This window comes from Pseudomonas sp. FG1 (assembly GCF_034313875.1).
In the GTDB taxonomy this organism is placed as follows: domain Bacteria; phylum Pseudomonadota; class Gammaproteobacteria; order Pseudomonadales; family Pseudomonadaceae; genus Aquipseudomonas; species Aquipseudomonas veronii.
Genome location: NZ_JAVIWP010000001.1, coordinates 3,163,210 through 3,177,883 on the forward strand (window position 1 = coordinate 3,163,210; position 14,674 = coordinate 3,177,883).

Genomic DNA, 14,674 nt, shown 5'->3' on the forward strand with positions numbered 1-14,674 from the left:
GCTTTACGGGCGGCCCTCAATCTGGGTTTGCCCGCGCATCGGGATGTGCGTCAGCCGAAGCGGTAGATGTCCATGCCCAGCGCGCCCATGGTGAAGCCTTGGTGCGCCACGCTGAAGTCGCCGCCGGCACCCCGCGCAAAGTAGAGCGGCAGTAAATGTTCATCACTGGGATGGCTGCGCACGGCGTTGGGCGCCTGGCGGCGATAATCGTGCAGCGCGGCTTCGTCGTTGGCGGCAAGCTTGTCCACCATCCAGTCACGAAACGCCCGCGCCCACGGCTCGATGCTTTCGGACCCGGCGTGCCAATCCAGTTCGCCGAGGTTGTGGGTGATGCTGCCGGAGCCGATCAGCAACACGCCTTGTTCGCGCAGGCTGGCGAGGGCGTGTCCGACCCGGGTCTGCAGGGCAGGGCCCATACGGCTGGGCAAGGACACCTGCACCACCGGGATATCCGCGGCCGGGTACATCAGCGACAGCGGCACCCAGGCGCCGTGGTCGAAGGGACGGCGCTCATCGATGCGCGCATTCAAGCCATCGGCGTGCAGCAACTCGACAATGTCGCGCGCCAATTGCGGGTCGCCCGGCGCCGGGTATTGCACGGCAAACAACTCGGCCGGAAAGCCGCCGAAGTCATGCCAGGTTTCCGGTGCGGCGTTGCCGCTGACCAGCAATTCCTGGCTTTCCCAATGCGCCGACACCACCACAATCGCCTTCGGCCGTGGCAGTTCAGCCGCCAGGCGCTGCAGGGCCGGGCCGCTGGCGCCGGGTTGCAGGGCGAGCATGGGCGAACCATGGGAGATAAACAGAGTGGGGAGCATTAGAAGGGCCCTCAGGGTTAACATGGCCCATCTTCAACCAGGTCAATGATCTAAATCTAATATAAGTTTTAGCGCCTTTTGATCGAATTTTTAGGGTGATGTATGGATTCTCAGTTTTGGCGGGAGCGCTGGGCGCGTAATCAGATCGGTTTTCACTTGCCCGAGGTCAACCCCTATCTGCAACGGCACTGGCCGCAGCTGGCTGTCGCGCAGGGGGCAAAGGTGCTGGTGCCCTTGTGTGGCAAAAGCCTGGATCTGGTGTGGCTGGCCAGTCAAGGCTGTCGCGTGCTCGGGGTAGAGCTGTCGGAGCAGGCGGTTGAGGCATTCTTCAGTGAGCAGGGGCTGATACCGCGTATCAGCCAACGCGGCGTGTTCAAGGTGTACCAGGCGGATGTGATCGAGGTGTGGTGCGGTGATTTCTTCGCGCTGGACGCGCAGGCGCTGCTCGATTGCACGGCGCTTTATGATCGCGCGGCGTTGATCGCCTTGCCGCCGCTGATGCGGGCGCGCTACACCGAGCACCTCAATACGCTTCTGGGGCCGGGTTGCAAGGGGTTGCTGATTACCCTCGACTACGACCAGACGCAAAAGGCCGGCCCACCGTTTGCGGTGACCGATGATGAGGTGAAGGCGCTGCTGGGGGCGCACTGGGCCCTCGAAGTGCTTGAGGAGCAGGACGTTTTGGGTGAGAGCTGGAAGTTCGTTCAGGACGGCGTAACCCGGCTGGAAGAGCGAGTCTACCGACTCACGAAGCGCTGAGTCCTGGGCGGGCAAGGCGCCCACAAAAAAGGGGCGATCAGATCGCCCCTTTCCGTGTAGCCGCCAAGCGGTCAGCCGCGACGACGCAGTGCGTCAATCCGCTCTTCCAGCGGCGGGTGGCTCATGAACATGCGCGCCAGGCCCTGCTTGATGCCGCCGTTGATGCCAAAGGCGGTCAGGCTGTCCGGCATATGCACCGGCAGGCCCTGTTCGGAGCGCAGGTGCTGCAAGGCTGCAATCATCGCCCCGGTGCCGGCCAGGCGGGCACCGGCTTCGTCCGCGCGAAATTCCCGTTTGCGCGAGAACCACATCACGATCGCGCTGGCCAGGAAGCCCAGCACCAGTTCAGCGAAGATGGTTGCCACGTAGTAGGCAATGCCGCGGCCTTCTTCGTTCTTGAAGATCACCTTGTCGACGAAGTTGCCGATGATCCGCGCGAAGAACATCACGAAGGTGTTCACCACGCCCTGGACCAGCGCCAGGGTGACCATGTCACCGTTCGCCACGTGGCCGATCTCGTGGGCCAGCACCGCCTTGACTTCATCGTAGGAGAAGCGCTCCAGCATGCCCTGGCTCACCGCAACGAGCGCGTCGTTCTTGTTCCAGCCGGTGGCAAAGGCGTTGGCTTCATAGGCCGGGAAGATCCCGACCTCCGGCATCTTGATACCGGCCTCGCGGGACAACTGTTCGACGGTCTGCAGCAACCATTGCTCATGCCGGGTGCGTGGCTGAGTGATGACCTGGGTGCTGGTGCTCATCTTCGCCATCCACTTGGAGATGAACAGCGAGAACAGCGAGCCGGCAAAACCAAAGACCGCACAGAAGATCAGCAGCTGATTGAGGTTCAGATCAACCCCGTTGGCCGCCATGAACCCGTTGAAGCCGAAAAGGCTCAGGGTGATGCTGGCAATCAGCACGACCGCCAGGTTGGTGGCCAAGAACAGCAGGATGCGCATCATGGTTGTAGAGTTCTCCTCATGCTAAATATGTCGCGTACTGCGGGGTATATAAGGTGCGACATGGGGTGATTCAACCGAGCGACTATTTCAAACTGTGTCCTACAGCCTGAATGTAGAGTCTTGAAGGGAATTTCCCACCTGTATTGCCCCGCTTGATCAGCCTCCTGTTGCCTCGCGGCCCTTTGATTATAAGGGGCACGCGCTGGGAGAGGGGCAAACGCAGTGCGGAGCGGGGCAATGGGCAGAGAAGTGTTGCCAGATACTCGCTGTACGACCAGATCCAGGTCGTACAGCGTCATAGTCGTTACTGGCGATAGGACTTGAGGAAGTTGCCGATGCGACCGATGGCCATGTCCAGGTCATCCACACGCGGCAAGGTCACCACGCGGAAGTGATCCGGCCACGGCCAGTTGAACGCGGTGCCTTGCACCACCAGCAGCTTTTCCGACAGCAGCAGGTCGAGCACGAACTTCTCGTCGTTGAGGATCGGGCAGACTTTCGGGTCGATGCGTGGGAAGGCGTACAGCGCGCCCATCGGCTTCACGCAACTGACGCCGGGAATGTCGTTGAGCAATTCCCAGGTGCGGTTGCGTTGTTCCAACAGGCGGCCCTGAGGCAGCAGCAGATCGTTGATGCTCTGGTAACCGCCCAGCGCAGTCTGGATCGCGTGCTGGCTCGGTACGTTGGCACACAGGCGCATATTGGCCAGCATGTCGATGCCTTCAATGTAGCTCTGGGCGTTGTGCTTGGGCCCGGAGATGGCGACCCAGCCGGAGCGGAAACCCGCCACGCGGTAGGACTTGGACAAGCCGTTGAAGGTCAGGCAGAGCAGGTCCGGCGCGAGGGAGGCGGTGCAGATGTGGACGGCATCGTCGTAGAGGATCTTGTCGTAGATCTCGTCGGAGAACACCACCAGGTTGTGCTGGCGCGCCAGCTCGAGCATGCCCAGCAGCACTTCCCGCGAGTACACGGCGCCGGTCGGGTTGTTCGGGTTGATGATGACCAGCGCCTTGGTGTTCGGGGTGATCTTGGCCTTGATGTCGGCCAGGTCCGGGAACCAGTCGGCGCCTTCGTCGCACAGGTAGTGTACCGGGCGGCCACCGGCCAGGGTCACCGCGGCGGTCCACAGCGGGTAGTCCGGCGCCGGCACCAGTACTTCGTCGCTATTGTTGAGCAAGGCCTGCATCGACATCACGATCAGTTCGGACACGCCGTTGCCCAGGTAGATGTCCTCGATGCCGACACCTTCGACCTGCTTCTGCTGGTAATACTGCATCACCGCCTTGCGCGCACTGAACAGGCCTTTGGAATCGCTGTAGCCCTGGGCGGTGGGCAGGTTGCGGATCACGTCCTGGAGGATTTCGTCCGGCGCTTCGAAACCAAAGGGCGCCGGGTTGCCAATGTTCAGCTTGAGGATGCGATGGCCTTCCTCTTCCAGGCGTTTGGCGTGCTTGAGCACCGGGCCGCGAATGTCGTAGCAGACGTTGGCGAGCTTGTTCGATTTGCTGACCTGCATGGCGATGTGATCCTGAAAATGAACGATCCAGACGGTGCGGAGCCTACCGTGCTGAGAATCCTGCGTTGGTCGCACCCATAAATACGTTTGAATGCCGCTAACGCGGGTGCCAGACTGCCGGGTTGAAGAGGCGCAATCATACGTGCCGCCTGATCCCTGGAAAAGACACAGATCAGGGTTTTTCAGTTGCCGAGGTGTACTGATGGAAAAGCTGCAGAAAACCATTGAAGAATGGAAAGCGATGCTCGATCCGGAGCAATACAACGTGTGCCGCCTGAAGGGCACCGAACGGCCGTTTTCCGGCAAGTACAATGCCACCAAGACCGACGGCGTGTATCACTGCATCTGCTGCAATGAGCCACTGTTCGACTCTACCACCAAGTTCGATTCCGGCTGCGGCTGGCCCAGCTTCTACGCACCGATCGCCGACAGCGCGATGATCGAGATCCGCGATGTCAGCCACGGCATGATCCGCACCGAAGTCACCTGCGCCAAGTGCGACGCGCACCTGGGGCATGTGTTCCCGGATGGCCCGCCGCCGACCGGCCTGCGCTATTGCATCAACTCGGTGTGCCTGGACCTCGTGCCGCGCTGAGCCTGAGTCGCCCCTGCGTCTTGCGCGGGGGCGATGTATACCGGGCTATCAGTTTGATCAATTCAATTGCACGCAATTGAATTGCTCGCTATGTTTTGCCTTCTTTCTCCTGATCCGAGGCATTGCCATGAGCGACAACCTGCTGAGCATCCCTTGCACCACCATCAAGGGTGAGCAAAAGACCTTGGCCGATTTTGCCGGCAAGGCCATTCTCGTGGTCAACACTGCCAGCAAATGCGGCTTCACCCCGCAGTACAAGGGCCTGGAGCAACTCTGGCAGCAGTACAAGGACCAGGGCCTGGTGGTGCTGGGGTTTCCGTGCAACCAGTTCGGCAAGCAGGAACCGGGCAACGAAGGCGCGATTGCCGAGTTCTGCGAGCTGAATTTCGGCGTCAGCTTCCCGTTGTTCAAGAAGATCGACGTCAATGGCGGCGCTGCCCACCCGCTGTTCGTGCAGTTGAAAAAACGCGCGCCGGGCCTGCTGGGTTCCAAGGGCATCAAGTGGAATTTCACCAAGTTCCTCATCGGTCGCGACGGCCAGGTGGTCAAGCGCTTTGCGCCAACCACCAAGCCCCAGGAGTTGACCCAAGAGATCGAAGCCCTGCTCAAATGACCGACCTGCCCACCGTGTCCCTGGCGCTGGACAACCAGCTGTGTTTCAAACTCTACGCCGCATCGCGCGCGGTGACCCGCGCCTATAAACCGATGCTTGACCAGTTGGGCCTGACCTACCCGCAATACGTGGTGATGCTGGTGTTGTGGGAATGGCACCACGCGACGCCGCCCCAGCCCACGGTCAAGGCCCTGGGCGAGCGCTTGATGCTCGATTCGGGCACGCTGACGCCGCTGCTCAAGCGCCTGGAGCAGCTTGGGTTAGTGAGGCGCCAGCGCAGCGCGCAGGATGAACGCGAAGTGCATTTGAGCCTGAGCCACGCCGGGCTGCAGTTGCGCGGCCAGGCCCATCAGTTGAAAACCCGCTTGCTGTGCGACAGCGGTGTCGACCTCAACCAGGCCGATGCCTTGCGCGAGGGGTTGGACCAATTGCTCGCGCAGATCAGAGACTTGTCGTCTTAGGCACCCACAGGTCCAGCAACGCATTGAGTTCTTCGCGGCGAAACGGCTTGGCCAGGTAGTCATTCATCCCCGCCGCCCGGCAACGCTCGCGTTCTTCCGACAGCGCGTTGGCGGTCAGGGCGACAATGGGCAGGTCCGGCCAGCGCCCGCTGCGACGAATCTGCCGACTGGCCTCGTAGCCATCCATCACCGGCATGTTGCAGTCCATCAACACCATGTCGAAGTGCTGTTCTTCGAGGAACTTGAGCGCTTCGCCACCATGGGCGGCGACGATCACTTCGCAGCCCAACTTGCTGAGCATGCCCTTGGCCACCAGCTGATTGACCGGGTTGTCCTCCACCAGCAGGATGCGTGCCCGGTGGACCAGGGGCGTGGCATCGAGTGCGATCGGGTCGAGGATCAAGTGCGCGTCGCTGCGCAGATTACGTTGCAGGATCTGGTACAGCGCGTTGCGGCTCAAAGGGCGCGCCTGTTGCTGCAACGGCGCCAGGGCCGCGACTTCCTCACTGGGCATGAAATTGCCATAGGCGGTCACCAGCAGGATCGGCGCAGTGATGGCCGGGCGCAGGCGAAACAGGCACTCCGGGCAGTCCGTGATCAACAAGTCGGGGTTTTTCCCGCTCAAGTCCTCATCGATAGAATAGCAATGCACTGTCAGCCCCCAGTGAGGTAGCAGGGTGCTGAGCAGCTCCGCCAGGCCGCTGTCGGCACTGGTGATTGCAATGACTTCGCCCGTCAGCGGCGCGAGCCGGGGCGCAGGCAAATGGGCGGGCAGCGGCAGGTCGGCGCAGAACTGGCTGCCGAAGCCGACTTCCGAACTGATGCTCAGCCGACCGTGCATCGCCTCGCACAGGTTATGGGTCAGCGCCAGGCCCAGGCCGGTGCCGCCAAACTGGCGGGTGATGCCCGCGCCAGCCTGGGTGAACGGCTGGAAGATCTTCACCTGCGCGTCCTGGGCAATGCCGATCCCGGTGTCGCACACTTCGATTTTTACTCGGCCATCCTGGGCGCTGAGGCGCACATCCACGCGGCCGAAGCGCGTGAACTTCAAGGCGTTGGACAGCAGGTTACTGACGATCTGCCGCACACGTGTCGGGTCGCCGAGCACCTGCGCCGGGAACTGCGGGTCGATCAGGCACGTCAGTTCGACACTCGGCGCGGCGTTCTGCGATAACAGGTTGGCGGTGTCTTCCACCAGCGCGCCGAGGTCGAACGGGATGTGCTCCAGCTCCAACTGGCCCGCGTCGAACTTGGACAGGTCGAGGATATCGTTGAGCAGTTCCACCAGCACCTTGCCGGAGTCATGGGCGATCGACAGTTGCTGGCGCTGCTCGGCGTTGAGCGGGCTGTCCAGCGACAGCGCGATCATGCCCAGCAACCCATTGAGCGGCGTGCGGATTTCGTGACTCATATTGGCCAGGAACGCCGCCCGCGCCTGAGCCATGCCCAGCGCGTTCATTTTTGCTGCTTCCAACTCATCGTTGGACTGGCTCAAGCGCTGGTTGCTGGCCTTGAGCTCCAGCGTGCGCGCCGAGACGATGTTTTCCAGTTGCCCCAGGTACTCGGTGAGGCGGTCCTCGGCGTGACGGCGCTGCTGGATCTCGGTTTCCAGGGTGTCGAATTGCTGGTTGGCCATGTTGACCAGCACGCCGATTTCATCGTGCTCGTGCCCCGGCGGGCAATCCAGGCGCGTCTGCCTGCGCGTGCTCAGCTCGCGAATGATGCGTACCAGCGGTTGGGTCAGCATCACATAGAACAGGCCCAGCAGGATCCCGGTCAGCAGCAGGCTGCGTACAAACCCGTTGATCAGGGTGACCTCGGCACGGTGTAGGAAGCGGCTACCAAAGGCGTAGGTGTCTACGTCGAGGCGCAGCACGCCAAGGGATTCGTTGGGCATATGGCTGAGGAACAACCGGTCTTCAAACTGGCGGTTGGCGCCGAACAGGAAATCGCTGACGGGCCGGTAGGGGCTTTCCTTGCGCGGCCGTCCGACGTCGGCCAGTACCACGCCGTTGTTGTCGGTCAACCGCGCCTGAATGATGGCGGGGGAGTGCAACAGGCCGAGGGTCAGCTCCTGGGCCAACTCGGCGTCGATGTTGTAGGCGATGCGCGACGCCGGGTTATGGCTGATTTCAATCAGCGAACGAATTTCACGGTTGATGGATGCGTCTTCGCTGGCATAATCAATGCCGATCTGGATCAGGCTGAGCAAGGTTCCCAAGACGAAACCGACCAGCACAGTCAATCTGGCTTGTTTATAAGACAAGCGGTGGGCGAACTTGATATCCATCGAGTGTTGAACCACTTCACGTTTCCCTTCGCCCGGCAAGCATAGCTGAACATCCACAGGTTCAGGCTTGCCCGGTACGAATCGTCAGTTTTAGAGGTGCAGCCCGGAGCGCTCGGCCGCAGGGTTGCCAATACGCCATCTTTTACAAGAACTTGCCAGAGGAATAGTCGTGGATTCTCGATTGAATGCCTTTCTTGAGCGTGCCGATGCCGTACTCGCGCGCCTGGAACCCCTGTTGCCAGCCCCGCGCCAAACCATCGACTGGAACCAATGCCTTGCGGCCCGTTGGCAGCGTGAGGGTCGCAGCGGCTTCCTGCTGCCGCTGGAGGTCAGCCTGGACATGCGCCTGTCCGACCTGATCGGTGTGGACAAGCAGCGTGAAACATTGGCGCGCAACACCCAACAGTTCCTCGACGGCCTGCCCGCCAACCATGCGCTGCTGTGGGGCTCGCGCGGCACGGGGAAATCGTCGATGGTGCGCGCCTTGCTCGCCCAGCACGCCAGCGCCGGTTTGCGCTTGATCGAAATCGAACGCGATCACCTCGCCGACCTGCCGCGTGTGGTCGAACAACTGCTCAAGCTGCCGCAGCGTTTCATTCTGTTCTGCGATGACCTGTCGTTCGAGGCCGGTGAAGGCGATTACCGCGTGCTCAAGAGTGTGCTGGACGGCTCACTGGAACAGGCGCCGGAAAACGTGCTGCTGTATGCCACGTCCAACCGTCGTCACCTGGTGCCGGAAAACCAGAGCGACAACGATAACTGGAAACGCGTGGATGGCGAGCTGCACCCGAGTGAGGCGGTGGAAGACAAGATCGCCTTGTCCGATCGTTTTGGCCTGTGGCTGTCGTTCTACCCATTCACTCAGGAACATTTCCTGAACGTGGTGGAACACTGGATCGGCGAGCTGGCGCGCAAGGCCGGCCTGCAGTGGCAGCGTGATGAAGACCTCGATATCCTCGCCGTGCGCTGGGCCACCGGGCGTGGCAACCGCAACGGCCGTTGCGCGTATCAATTCGCCCGTTACTGGGTGGGCCTCAAATTGCTGGAGCGTCAACCATGATCGATTTGCAGCAGGCCGGCAGCGGTCTGGATGGCTATGCCATGTTGTGTGCGCAGTTGGAGTCGCTGCTGGCCGATGAGCGCGATTTCATCGCCAACAGCGCGCAGTTCTCTGCGTTTTTGTTCAATCAGTTGGATGATTTGAACTGGGCCGGTTTCTACCTCAACCGTCACGACGAGTTGGTGTTGGGGCCGTTCCAGGGGCAGATCGCGTGTGTACGCATTCCGTTCGGGCGTGGCGTGTGCGGTGCGGCGGCCGCGTCGCGCCAGACCCAGCGGGTTGAAGATGTGCATGCGTTCCCGGGGCATATCGCCTGTGACAGCGCATCGAACAGTGAACTGGTGGTGCCGCTGGTCAAGGATGGCCGACTGATTGGCGTCCTCGACCTCGACAGCCCGTCGCTGGCCCGGTTTACCGCGCAAGACCAGGTTGGTATCGAGCAGTTGGCGGCGATTTTCCTGCGCCTGACCGACTGCTGACCGACCGTTGCGGGGGCGGGCCGTGCGGCGCGCTCCTGCCTACCCTGGAGAGCCCAGGCCGTTGAGTTGCATGTGCAGCAGGCGCTCCAGTTCCAGCATGCACTTTTCCAGGGTCTTGATACCGGTTTCGATCACCGCCCGATCATCGCCGCGGGCGCAGGCCTGCTCCAGCGCTTCGCATTGCGCCGCCAGTACACTGGCCTGGACGATACGCGCAGCGCCCTTGATCTTGTGGGCCTGCTCGATGATGTCCTGCAGTGAAGCCTGCTGGGCCCACAACGTGACCAATATCTGGCGATCGTGACAACTGCTGCTCAGCAGTTCCTCAAGCAGCCGCCGAGTCAGTTGCGGATCGCCGCCCGTCAGCGCATCCAGGTGGCTGAGGTCGAGTCGCGGGCCGGACGGCTGCGGCGCGATCTGCGCCAGTTGCCGTTCCAGCGCCGTGAGGCTGATCGGTTTGAACAGGCAGTCGTTCATCCCGGCTTCGGCGCAGCGCAGCTTCTCTTCGGGCTGGGCGTTGGCGGTAAACCCCAGGACCACGCAGGGTGTCAGTTGCTCCCGCTGCTCATACTCACGGATCGAGCGGCTTAACTCATAGCCATTCATGATGGGCATGTTGCAGTCGGCGATCACCAGGTCGAAGTGGGCCTGGCGCCAGGCCTGGAACCCGGCGGCGCCATGTTGGGCTGCGGTGAACTGGTGGCCCAGGTAACCCAGTTGCTGGCACATCAGCAGGCGATTCGCCGGATGATCATCCACCACCAGCACGTTGAGCACCGGCGCCGGTGCGGGCGCGGCCGGCAGGGGGTCGTCCGCGGCCTGGATGGGCTGCAGGCAGTTCATCTTCAGGCTGACATGCACCTGGGTGCCGACCATGGGCACGCTGCTTAGGCTCAGTTGCCCGCCCATCATCGCGCACAGACTGCGGCAGATCACCAGCCCCAGGCCCGCGCCGCTGCGGGCCAATTGCCCGGAATTGTCGGCCTGGGCAAAGGGTTCGAACAGGCGCAACTGGTCGTCGCGGCTGATGCCGATCCCCGTGTCTTCGACCACCAGCTTCATTTCGACCTGCTGTGCCAATTCGGTGGCTTGCACCTGCACCTTGATCTTTACCTGCCCGCGCTCGGTGAACTTGATCGCATTGCTCACCAGGTTGGACAGCACCTGCTTGAAGCGCAGCGGGTCGATCAGCACGTCGGTGTCATCGAGCTCGGGCTTGAACTCCAGCAGCAAACTCAGGGTTTTCTGGCGTGCCAGGCCGTCGAATACCCGCACTACCGACTCGATCACTTCCCGCAGGTTCACACGCTCCGGTGCCAGGCTCAGGCGGCCGGATTCGATCCGCGCGATGTCCAGAATATCGCCGATCAGCTCCAGCAGGTCCTTGGCCGAGTGGTAGGCGACTTCGATCGCCGGGCGGTCGAGATGCCCCTGGTCGGCGCGCTTGAGGGTCAGTTCGAGCATGCCGATCACCGCGTTCATCGGGGTGCGGATTTCGTGGCTCATGGTTGCCAGAAAGGTGCTCTTGGCGCGGTTGGCTTCGTCGGCACGTTCCTTGGCGGCGCGCAGCTCATCGAACAGCTGGCGTCGTTCGCTGATGTCGATCCAGCCGCCGATGATGCCCTGGACTTCGCCGGTGGAGTCGCGGTAGGGCAATATCCAGTGGTAGATCGTCAGCTTTTTGCCATTGATGAGCAGGGTGCGATCAAGGATCAGCGGGTTGCCCTCGGCGACCACGCGCAGATAGTCGGCGTGATACTGAGCCGCTTCGGTTGCCTGGGCCGTGCTCATCTGCATCACACTTTTGCCGATGACCTCTTCGCGCTTGACGTCGAACACCTGCAGGTAGCTGTCGTTGCAGGTCTGCAATAGGCCGTTGCGGTCGCGGACATAGATCGGGTGCGGCGTTTCGTTGACCAGTGCGCGCATGAATTCGAACTGGTCGTTGAGGGCGCGTTCGGCCATCTTGCGGTGCTTGATCTCCCGGCGCATGTAGGCGTTCCAGGTCAGGGAAATCAGCAGCAGCAGGCCGGTGACGAGGATGATCTGGGCAATCAGGTGGTGGTAGTTGCGCCAGTAGCTGTCGGAGGCGGCGGCGTAGCCTCGCCAACGGCTGTTGATCACCCCGAGCTCATCGGGGGCGATGCTCAGCAGCGCCTTGTCGAGGATCGCGCTCAACTCGGTGGCACCCCGTGACGTGGCCAGCGCAAAGACTGCGGGGAGGGTGCCGATGCTGCCGCTGATCTGCAGTTTGTCCTGAAACACTTGGGAGGACAGGAAATAGTTGGCGATCACCAACGAGTTCACCGCGCCTTCCACATGCCCTTGGGCCAGGAGTTCCGAGGCCTTGAAGGTGTCACTGGTTTCCACCAGGTGAATGTGCGGGAAATCCTTGCGCAGAAGGCTTTCCAGAGGGTTGCCTTGGGTAATCGCCAGGCGCTTGCCTGCCATCTGTTCAAGATTTGATGGGGCGTCGGGTTCCTTGCGCGTGAGCAATACGTAGGAGTTTTCCAGATAGGGACGACTGAAGTTCAGTTGAGCTTCGCGTTCCGTGCTGGGAATGATGGCGCCGATGAGGTCGGCTTTGCCGGTATCGACTTGCTCGATCATCGCGTTGACATCGCGTGCGCGCAGGATCTCGAAGCGCAACCCGGTGCGCAGGCGGATCAGCTCCAGGAGGTCGGCGGTGATGCCGCGGAAGTTGCCGTCAGCATCGAAGAAGGTCAATGGCGCGAAGGTTTCGTTGGCGATTACCCGGACCACCGGGTGCGCCTTCAGCCAACGTTCCTCGCGTTGCGTCAGTTGCAGTTTTTGCGCGGTGAGCAGGATGTCGCTGCCCGCACTCCAGCGTTTGGCAATGCTCTCCTGCTCATTGGTCGGCACCGCCGCCAGCACCGCGTTGAGGATGCTCAAGAGGGTGTGCTGGTCCTGGCGCACGGCAAAGCTGAAACCATAGGCTTCGTGCTTGCCGAAGTTGGCCATGCGGATATTTTTCAGGTAGCCCTTGTTGATCATGTAATGGGTGGAAATGGTGTCGCCGAGAAACACATCCGCCTGGTCGAATGCCACTGCATTCAGGGCGTTCTGATAAGAGGGGTAGGTGTGGATGGTCGCCTCAGGATACAGCTTCTCGACTTCGCCCAGCGGCAGGTAGTGATAGACCAGGCTCAGGCGCAGCCCGGCCAGGCCCTCACTGAGGCTGCGGGTTTCGCCCTCGCGTGTCACCAGCACTGGCTGGTCCACGGCATACGGTGCTGAAAGGGTGAGCAGCGGGTTGGTGGCCTCAAAGCCATTGGACGAGCCCAGCAGGTCTATTTCACCGGCTTCAAGCGCCTGAATGGAGGCTTCCCGGTTGGGGTAGCGCAGCACTCTGACGGGGAGCGCCAGCGCCTTGGCCAACAGCCCGGCGTAATCGGCCGTGAGCCCCTCATAGTCGCGTCCGCTGGACGTGAGGTCGAAGGGCGGGTAATCGGGAGCTGCCGCGCCGAGTACCAGTTCGCGTTTGTTCTGCAGCCACTGGCGTTGCGTCTTGTCCAGTTGAGTGTCCAGTTGAACGGCGCCTGCGCGGCTCAATAAGGTGAAGTGTTCCGGTTCCGTTTGAGCAGCGAGCACAGAGGTGCTCAAGCACACGCCTGCGCTCAATATGATCAGATAGTCCTTTATACGCCTGGGCATCCGCTTTCTCACACTAGCGCGTTTCGTTTTGCCAACTCGATAAGTTCTACCAAGGACTTGGCTTTGAGTTTTTGCATAAGCCTCTTTTTGTAGGTGCTGACGGTTTTGTTACTGAGAAACATACCTTTGGCAATTTCCTTGTTGGTGCGACCTTGTGCAAAAAGTTGCAAGACCATTAATTCGCGATCGTTCACTGCCTTGAACAGTTCCAGTTCCTGGGAATTACTGTCCGGGCCGCAGGCGTTCAATGCCTGGCTGGGGAAGTAGTTGTAGCCGGATAATACAGCGCGGATGGCACTCAGCAGTTCACTCAGGTCGCCCTCTTTGCACACATAGCCGTCGGCGCCCGAGCGCATGCAGCGGGTGGCGAACAGGGTTGGGCATTGGGCCGTCAGAATCAGGGTTTTCATCCCTGAATTCAACACATAAGTGCAACGCTCACCCCTGCATAAACTTCGTACGGCGTCTTCCAGCCCAGGCGTTTTCGCGGGCGTAAATTGATCTTCGTTACCACGCGACTGACCGCCTCGACGGTCAGCTTGCTGAAGTCGCCGCCCTTGGGAAAATACTGCCGGAGCAGGCCGTTGGTATTTTCATTAGTGCCTCGCTGCCAGGATGAATAGGGTTCTGCAAAAAAGACTTGGCACTGGCTCCGATGCGCAATGCGTTCATGCCCGGCAAACTCCTTCCCGTTATCCAGCGTCAGCGTGTGAACAGCATGCCCCTTGAGCAACAGATTGATCGCCCGCGTTACCTGCCGGCGCGTCCTGCGCTTGACCGGATAGGCGCTCAGGTAGCCGCTTTTACGATCAACCAGCGTGACCAGATTGCCGCCTACGCCATGCACCGTGTCACCCTCCCAATCACCTAGACGCTCGCGGGCTTCGACCTCAGCAGGGCGCTCGGTTATCGATACGCGATTACGCAACTGTCCGCGCCGGTCGTGGCTTCCGTAGCGTTTTCGGTACAGCTTCCTGCGGTGCCGCAAATACTTGTATAACTCGCCACCTGCGTGTTTGTCGGTGGCGATAAACCGATAAATCCACTCGTGACTGACCGCGCGCTCCGGCTGCTCTTGCTTCAGGCGCTGAGCAATCTGCTCCGGGCTCATACCGTGTTTTAGCCAGAGCGGCAGATAATGGCTGAACCACGTTAATGGCTTGCAGTGCTTGCGCGCCTGCGCTCGACGGGCATCACTTTCATGGGTCGCAGCAACCGCTTTGTAGGTCTTCTGGGAGCTGTTGCGGCGAACCTCACGACTGATCGTCGAGGGATGTACGCCAACCTGTTTCGCGATGCTTGCCTGGCTTTTTCCGGCGCTCAGACCGGCCTCAATCTGGTAACGTTGGCCCTGAGTCAGCTGCCGGTAATGCGTAGTCATCTGCGCTTGAATCCTTCGGTGTGAGAGCCTGGATTCTACCGGTGGCTGACTCTCTGCCTATCGTTTCA

13 protein-coding genes are annotated in these 14,674 nt (G+C 61.1%); 6 read left to right on the forward strand and 7 right to left on the reverse strand.

Translation table 11 applies throughout. The features are described from left to right. Window positions 1-50: 50 nt before the first annotated feature. Window positions 51-818 carry a DODA-type extradiol aromatic ring-opening family dioxygenase gene (locus tag RGV59_RS14660; protein ID WP_104903642.1) on the reverse strand — a complete coding sequence of 256 codons (768 nt, stop codon included), beginning with the start codon at window positions 816-818 and terminating at the stop codon, window positions 51-53. 102 nt (window positions 819-920) lie between these two features. Between RGV59_RS14660 and RGV59_RS14665 the strand changes: the two genes are divergently transcribed. Beyond that, a complete protein-coding gene (locus tag RGV59_RS14665) occupies window positions 921-1,577 on the forward strand; it encodes a thiopurine S-methyltransferase (protein WP_017849407.1) in 657 nt (218 codons plus the stop codon). Between the two features lie 71 nt (window positions 1,578-1,648). Here RGV59_RS14665 and htpX read toward each other — a convergent pair whose 3' ends face one another. Next, the gene (htpX, locus tag RGV59_RS14670) at window positions 1,649-2,536 is read right to left on the reverse strand and encodes a protease HtpX (RefSeq protein WP_017849408.1); all 888 of its coding nucleotides are present in this window, start codon (window positions 2,534-2,536) and stop codon (window positions 1,649-1,651) included. Window positions 2,537-2,840: 304 nt separating this feature from the next. Further along, a complete protein-coding gene (locus RGV59_RS14675) occupies window positions 2,841-4,052 on the reverse strand; it encodes a pyridoxal phosphate-dependent aminotransferase (RefSeq protein WP_017849409.1) in 1,212 nt (403 codons plus the stop codon). A 202-nt stretch (window positions 4,053-4,254) separates the two neighbouring features. On the opposite strand from RGV59_RS14675, the gene msrB reads away from it, so the two are divergent. From msrB to RGV59_RS14690, 3 genes are all read left to right on the forward strand, one after another. Then, window positions 4,255-4,647 (forward strand): peptide-methionine (R)-S-oxide reductase MsrB, encoded by a 393-nt coding sequence (msrB, locus tag RGV59_RS14680; RefSeq protein ID WP_046384231.1) that lies wholly within the window; start codon window positions 4,255-4,257, stop codon window positions 4,645-4,647. A 127-nt stretch (window positions 4,648-4,774) separates the two neighbouring features. After that, window positions 4,775-5,260, forward strand: coding sequence for a glutathione peroxidase (locus RGV59_RS14685; RefSeq protein ID WP_017849411.1), 486 nt, complete (start codon window positions 4,775-4,777; stop codon window positions 5,258-5,260). Next, window positions 5,257-5,721, forward strand: coding sequence for a MarR family winged helix-turn-helix transcriptional regulator (locus RGV59_RS14690; protein ID WP_017849412.1), 465 nt, complete (start codon window positions 5,257-5,259; stop codon window positions 5,719-5,721). The genes RGV59_RS14685 and RGV59_RS14690 overlap by 4 nt, the downstream gene beginning before the upstream one ends. Here RGV59_RS14690 and RGV59_RS14695 read toward each other — a convergent pair. Continuing rightward, complete coding sequence (locus RGV59_RS14695) at window positions 5,702-8,011, reverse strand: hybrid sensor histidine kinase/response regulator (protein ID WP_126585906.1); 2,310 nt, start codon at window positions 8,009-8,011, stop codon at window positions 5,702-5,704. The genes RGV59_RS14690 and RGV59_RS14695 overlap by 20 nt on opposite strands. Before the next feature lie 169 nt (window positions 8,012-8,180). Between RGV59_RS14695 and RGV59_RS14700 the strand changes: the two genes are divergently transcribed. Further along, window positions 8,181-9,071, forward strand: coding sequence for an ATP-binding protein (locus RGV59_RS14700; RefSeq protein WP_026140337.1), 891 nt, complete (start codon window positions 8,181-8,183; stop codon window positions 9,069-9,071). Beyond that, the gene (locus tag RGV59_RS14705; protein WP_046486427.1) at window positions 9,068-9,550 is read left to right on the forward strand and encodes a GAF domain-containing protein; all 483 of its coding nucleotides are present in this window, start codon (window positions 9,068-9,070) and stop codon (window positions 9,548-9,550) included. Before RGV59_RS14700 ends, RGV59_RS14705 begins: the two co-directional genes overlap by 4 nt. 39 nt (window positions 9,551-9,589) lie before the next feature. On the opposite strand, the gene RGV59_RS14710 is transcribed toward RGV59_RS14705, so the two are convergent. From RGV59_RS14710 to RGV59_RS14720, 3 genes are read right to left on the reverse strand one after another with little or no spacing between them, the layout of a single operon-like run. Then, entirely contained in the window at window positions 9,590-13,225 is a 3,636-nt protein-coding gene (locus RGV59_RS14710) for a transporter substrate-binding domain-containing protein (RefSeq protein ID WP_102617965.1), read from the reverse strand. Window positions 13,226-13,233: 8 nt separating this feature from the next. Continuing rightward, window positions 13,234-13,698, reverse strand: coding sequence for a LuxR C-terminal-related transcriptional regulator (locus RGV59_RS14715; RefSeq protein ID WP_416152046.1), 465 nt, complete (start codon window positions 13,696-13,698; stop codon window positions 13,234-13,236). After that, window positions 13,644-14,606, reverse strand: a complete 963-nt coding sequence (locus RGV59_RS14720) for an IS30-like element ISPsme1 family transposase (RefSeq protein WP_017846754.1) — start codon at window positions 14,604-14,606, stop codon at window positions 13,644-13,646. The genes RGV59_RS14715 and RGV59_RS14720 overlap by 55 nt, the downstream gene beginning before the upstream one ends. Between the last annotated feature and the right edge of the window lie 68 nt (window positions 14,607-14,674).

Coding starts and splice junctions, on each gene's coding strand:
- RGV59_RS14660 (WP_104903642.1), bottom strand. CDS start 818: ATGCTCCCCACTCTGTTTATCTCCCATGGTTCGCCCATGCTCGCCCTG.
- RGV59_RS14665 (WP_017849407.1), top strand. CDS start 921: ATGGATTCTCAGTTTTGGCGGGAGCGCTGGGCGCGTAATCAGATCGGT.
- htpX (WP_017849408.1), bottom strand. CDS start 2,536: ATGATGCGCATCCTGCTGTTCTTGGCCACCAACCTGGCGGTCGTGCTG.
- RGV59_RS14675 (WP_017849409.1), bottom strand. CDS start 4,052: ATGCAGGTCAGCAAATCGAACAAGCTCGCCAACGTCTGCTACGACATT.
- msrB (WP_046384231.1), top strand. CDS start 4,255: ATGGAAAAGCTGCAGAAAACCATTGAAGAATGGAAAGCGATGCTCGAT.
- RGV59_RS14685 (WP_017849411.1), top strand. CDS start 4,775: ATGAGCGACAACCTGCTGAGCATCCCTTGCACCACCATCAAGGGTGAG.
- RGV59_RS14690 (WP_017849412.1), top strand. CDS start 5,257: ATGACCGACCTGCCCACCGTGTCCCTGGCGCTGGACAACCAGCTGTGT.
- RGV59_RS14695 (WP_126585906.1), bottom strand. CDS start 8,011: ATGGATATCAAGTTCGCCCACCGCTTGTCTTATAAACAAGCCAGATTG.
- RGV59_RS14705 (WP_046486427.1), top strand. CDS start 9,068: ATGATCGATTTGCAGCAGGCCGGCAGCGGTCTGGATGGCTATGCCATG.
- RGV59_RS14710 (WP_102617965.1), bottom strand. CDS start 13,225: ATGCCCAGGCGTATAAAGGACTATCTGATCATATTGAGCGCAGGCGTG.
- RGV59_RS14720 (WP_017846754.1), bottom strand. CDS start 14,606: ATGACTACGCATTACCGGCAGCTGACTCAGGGCCAACGTTACCAGATT.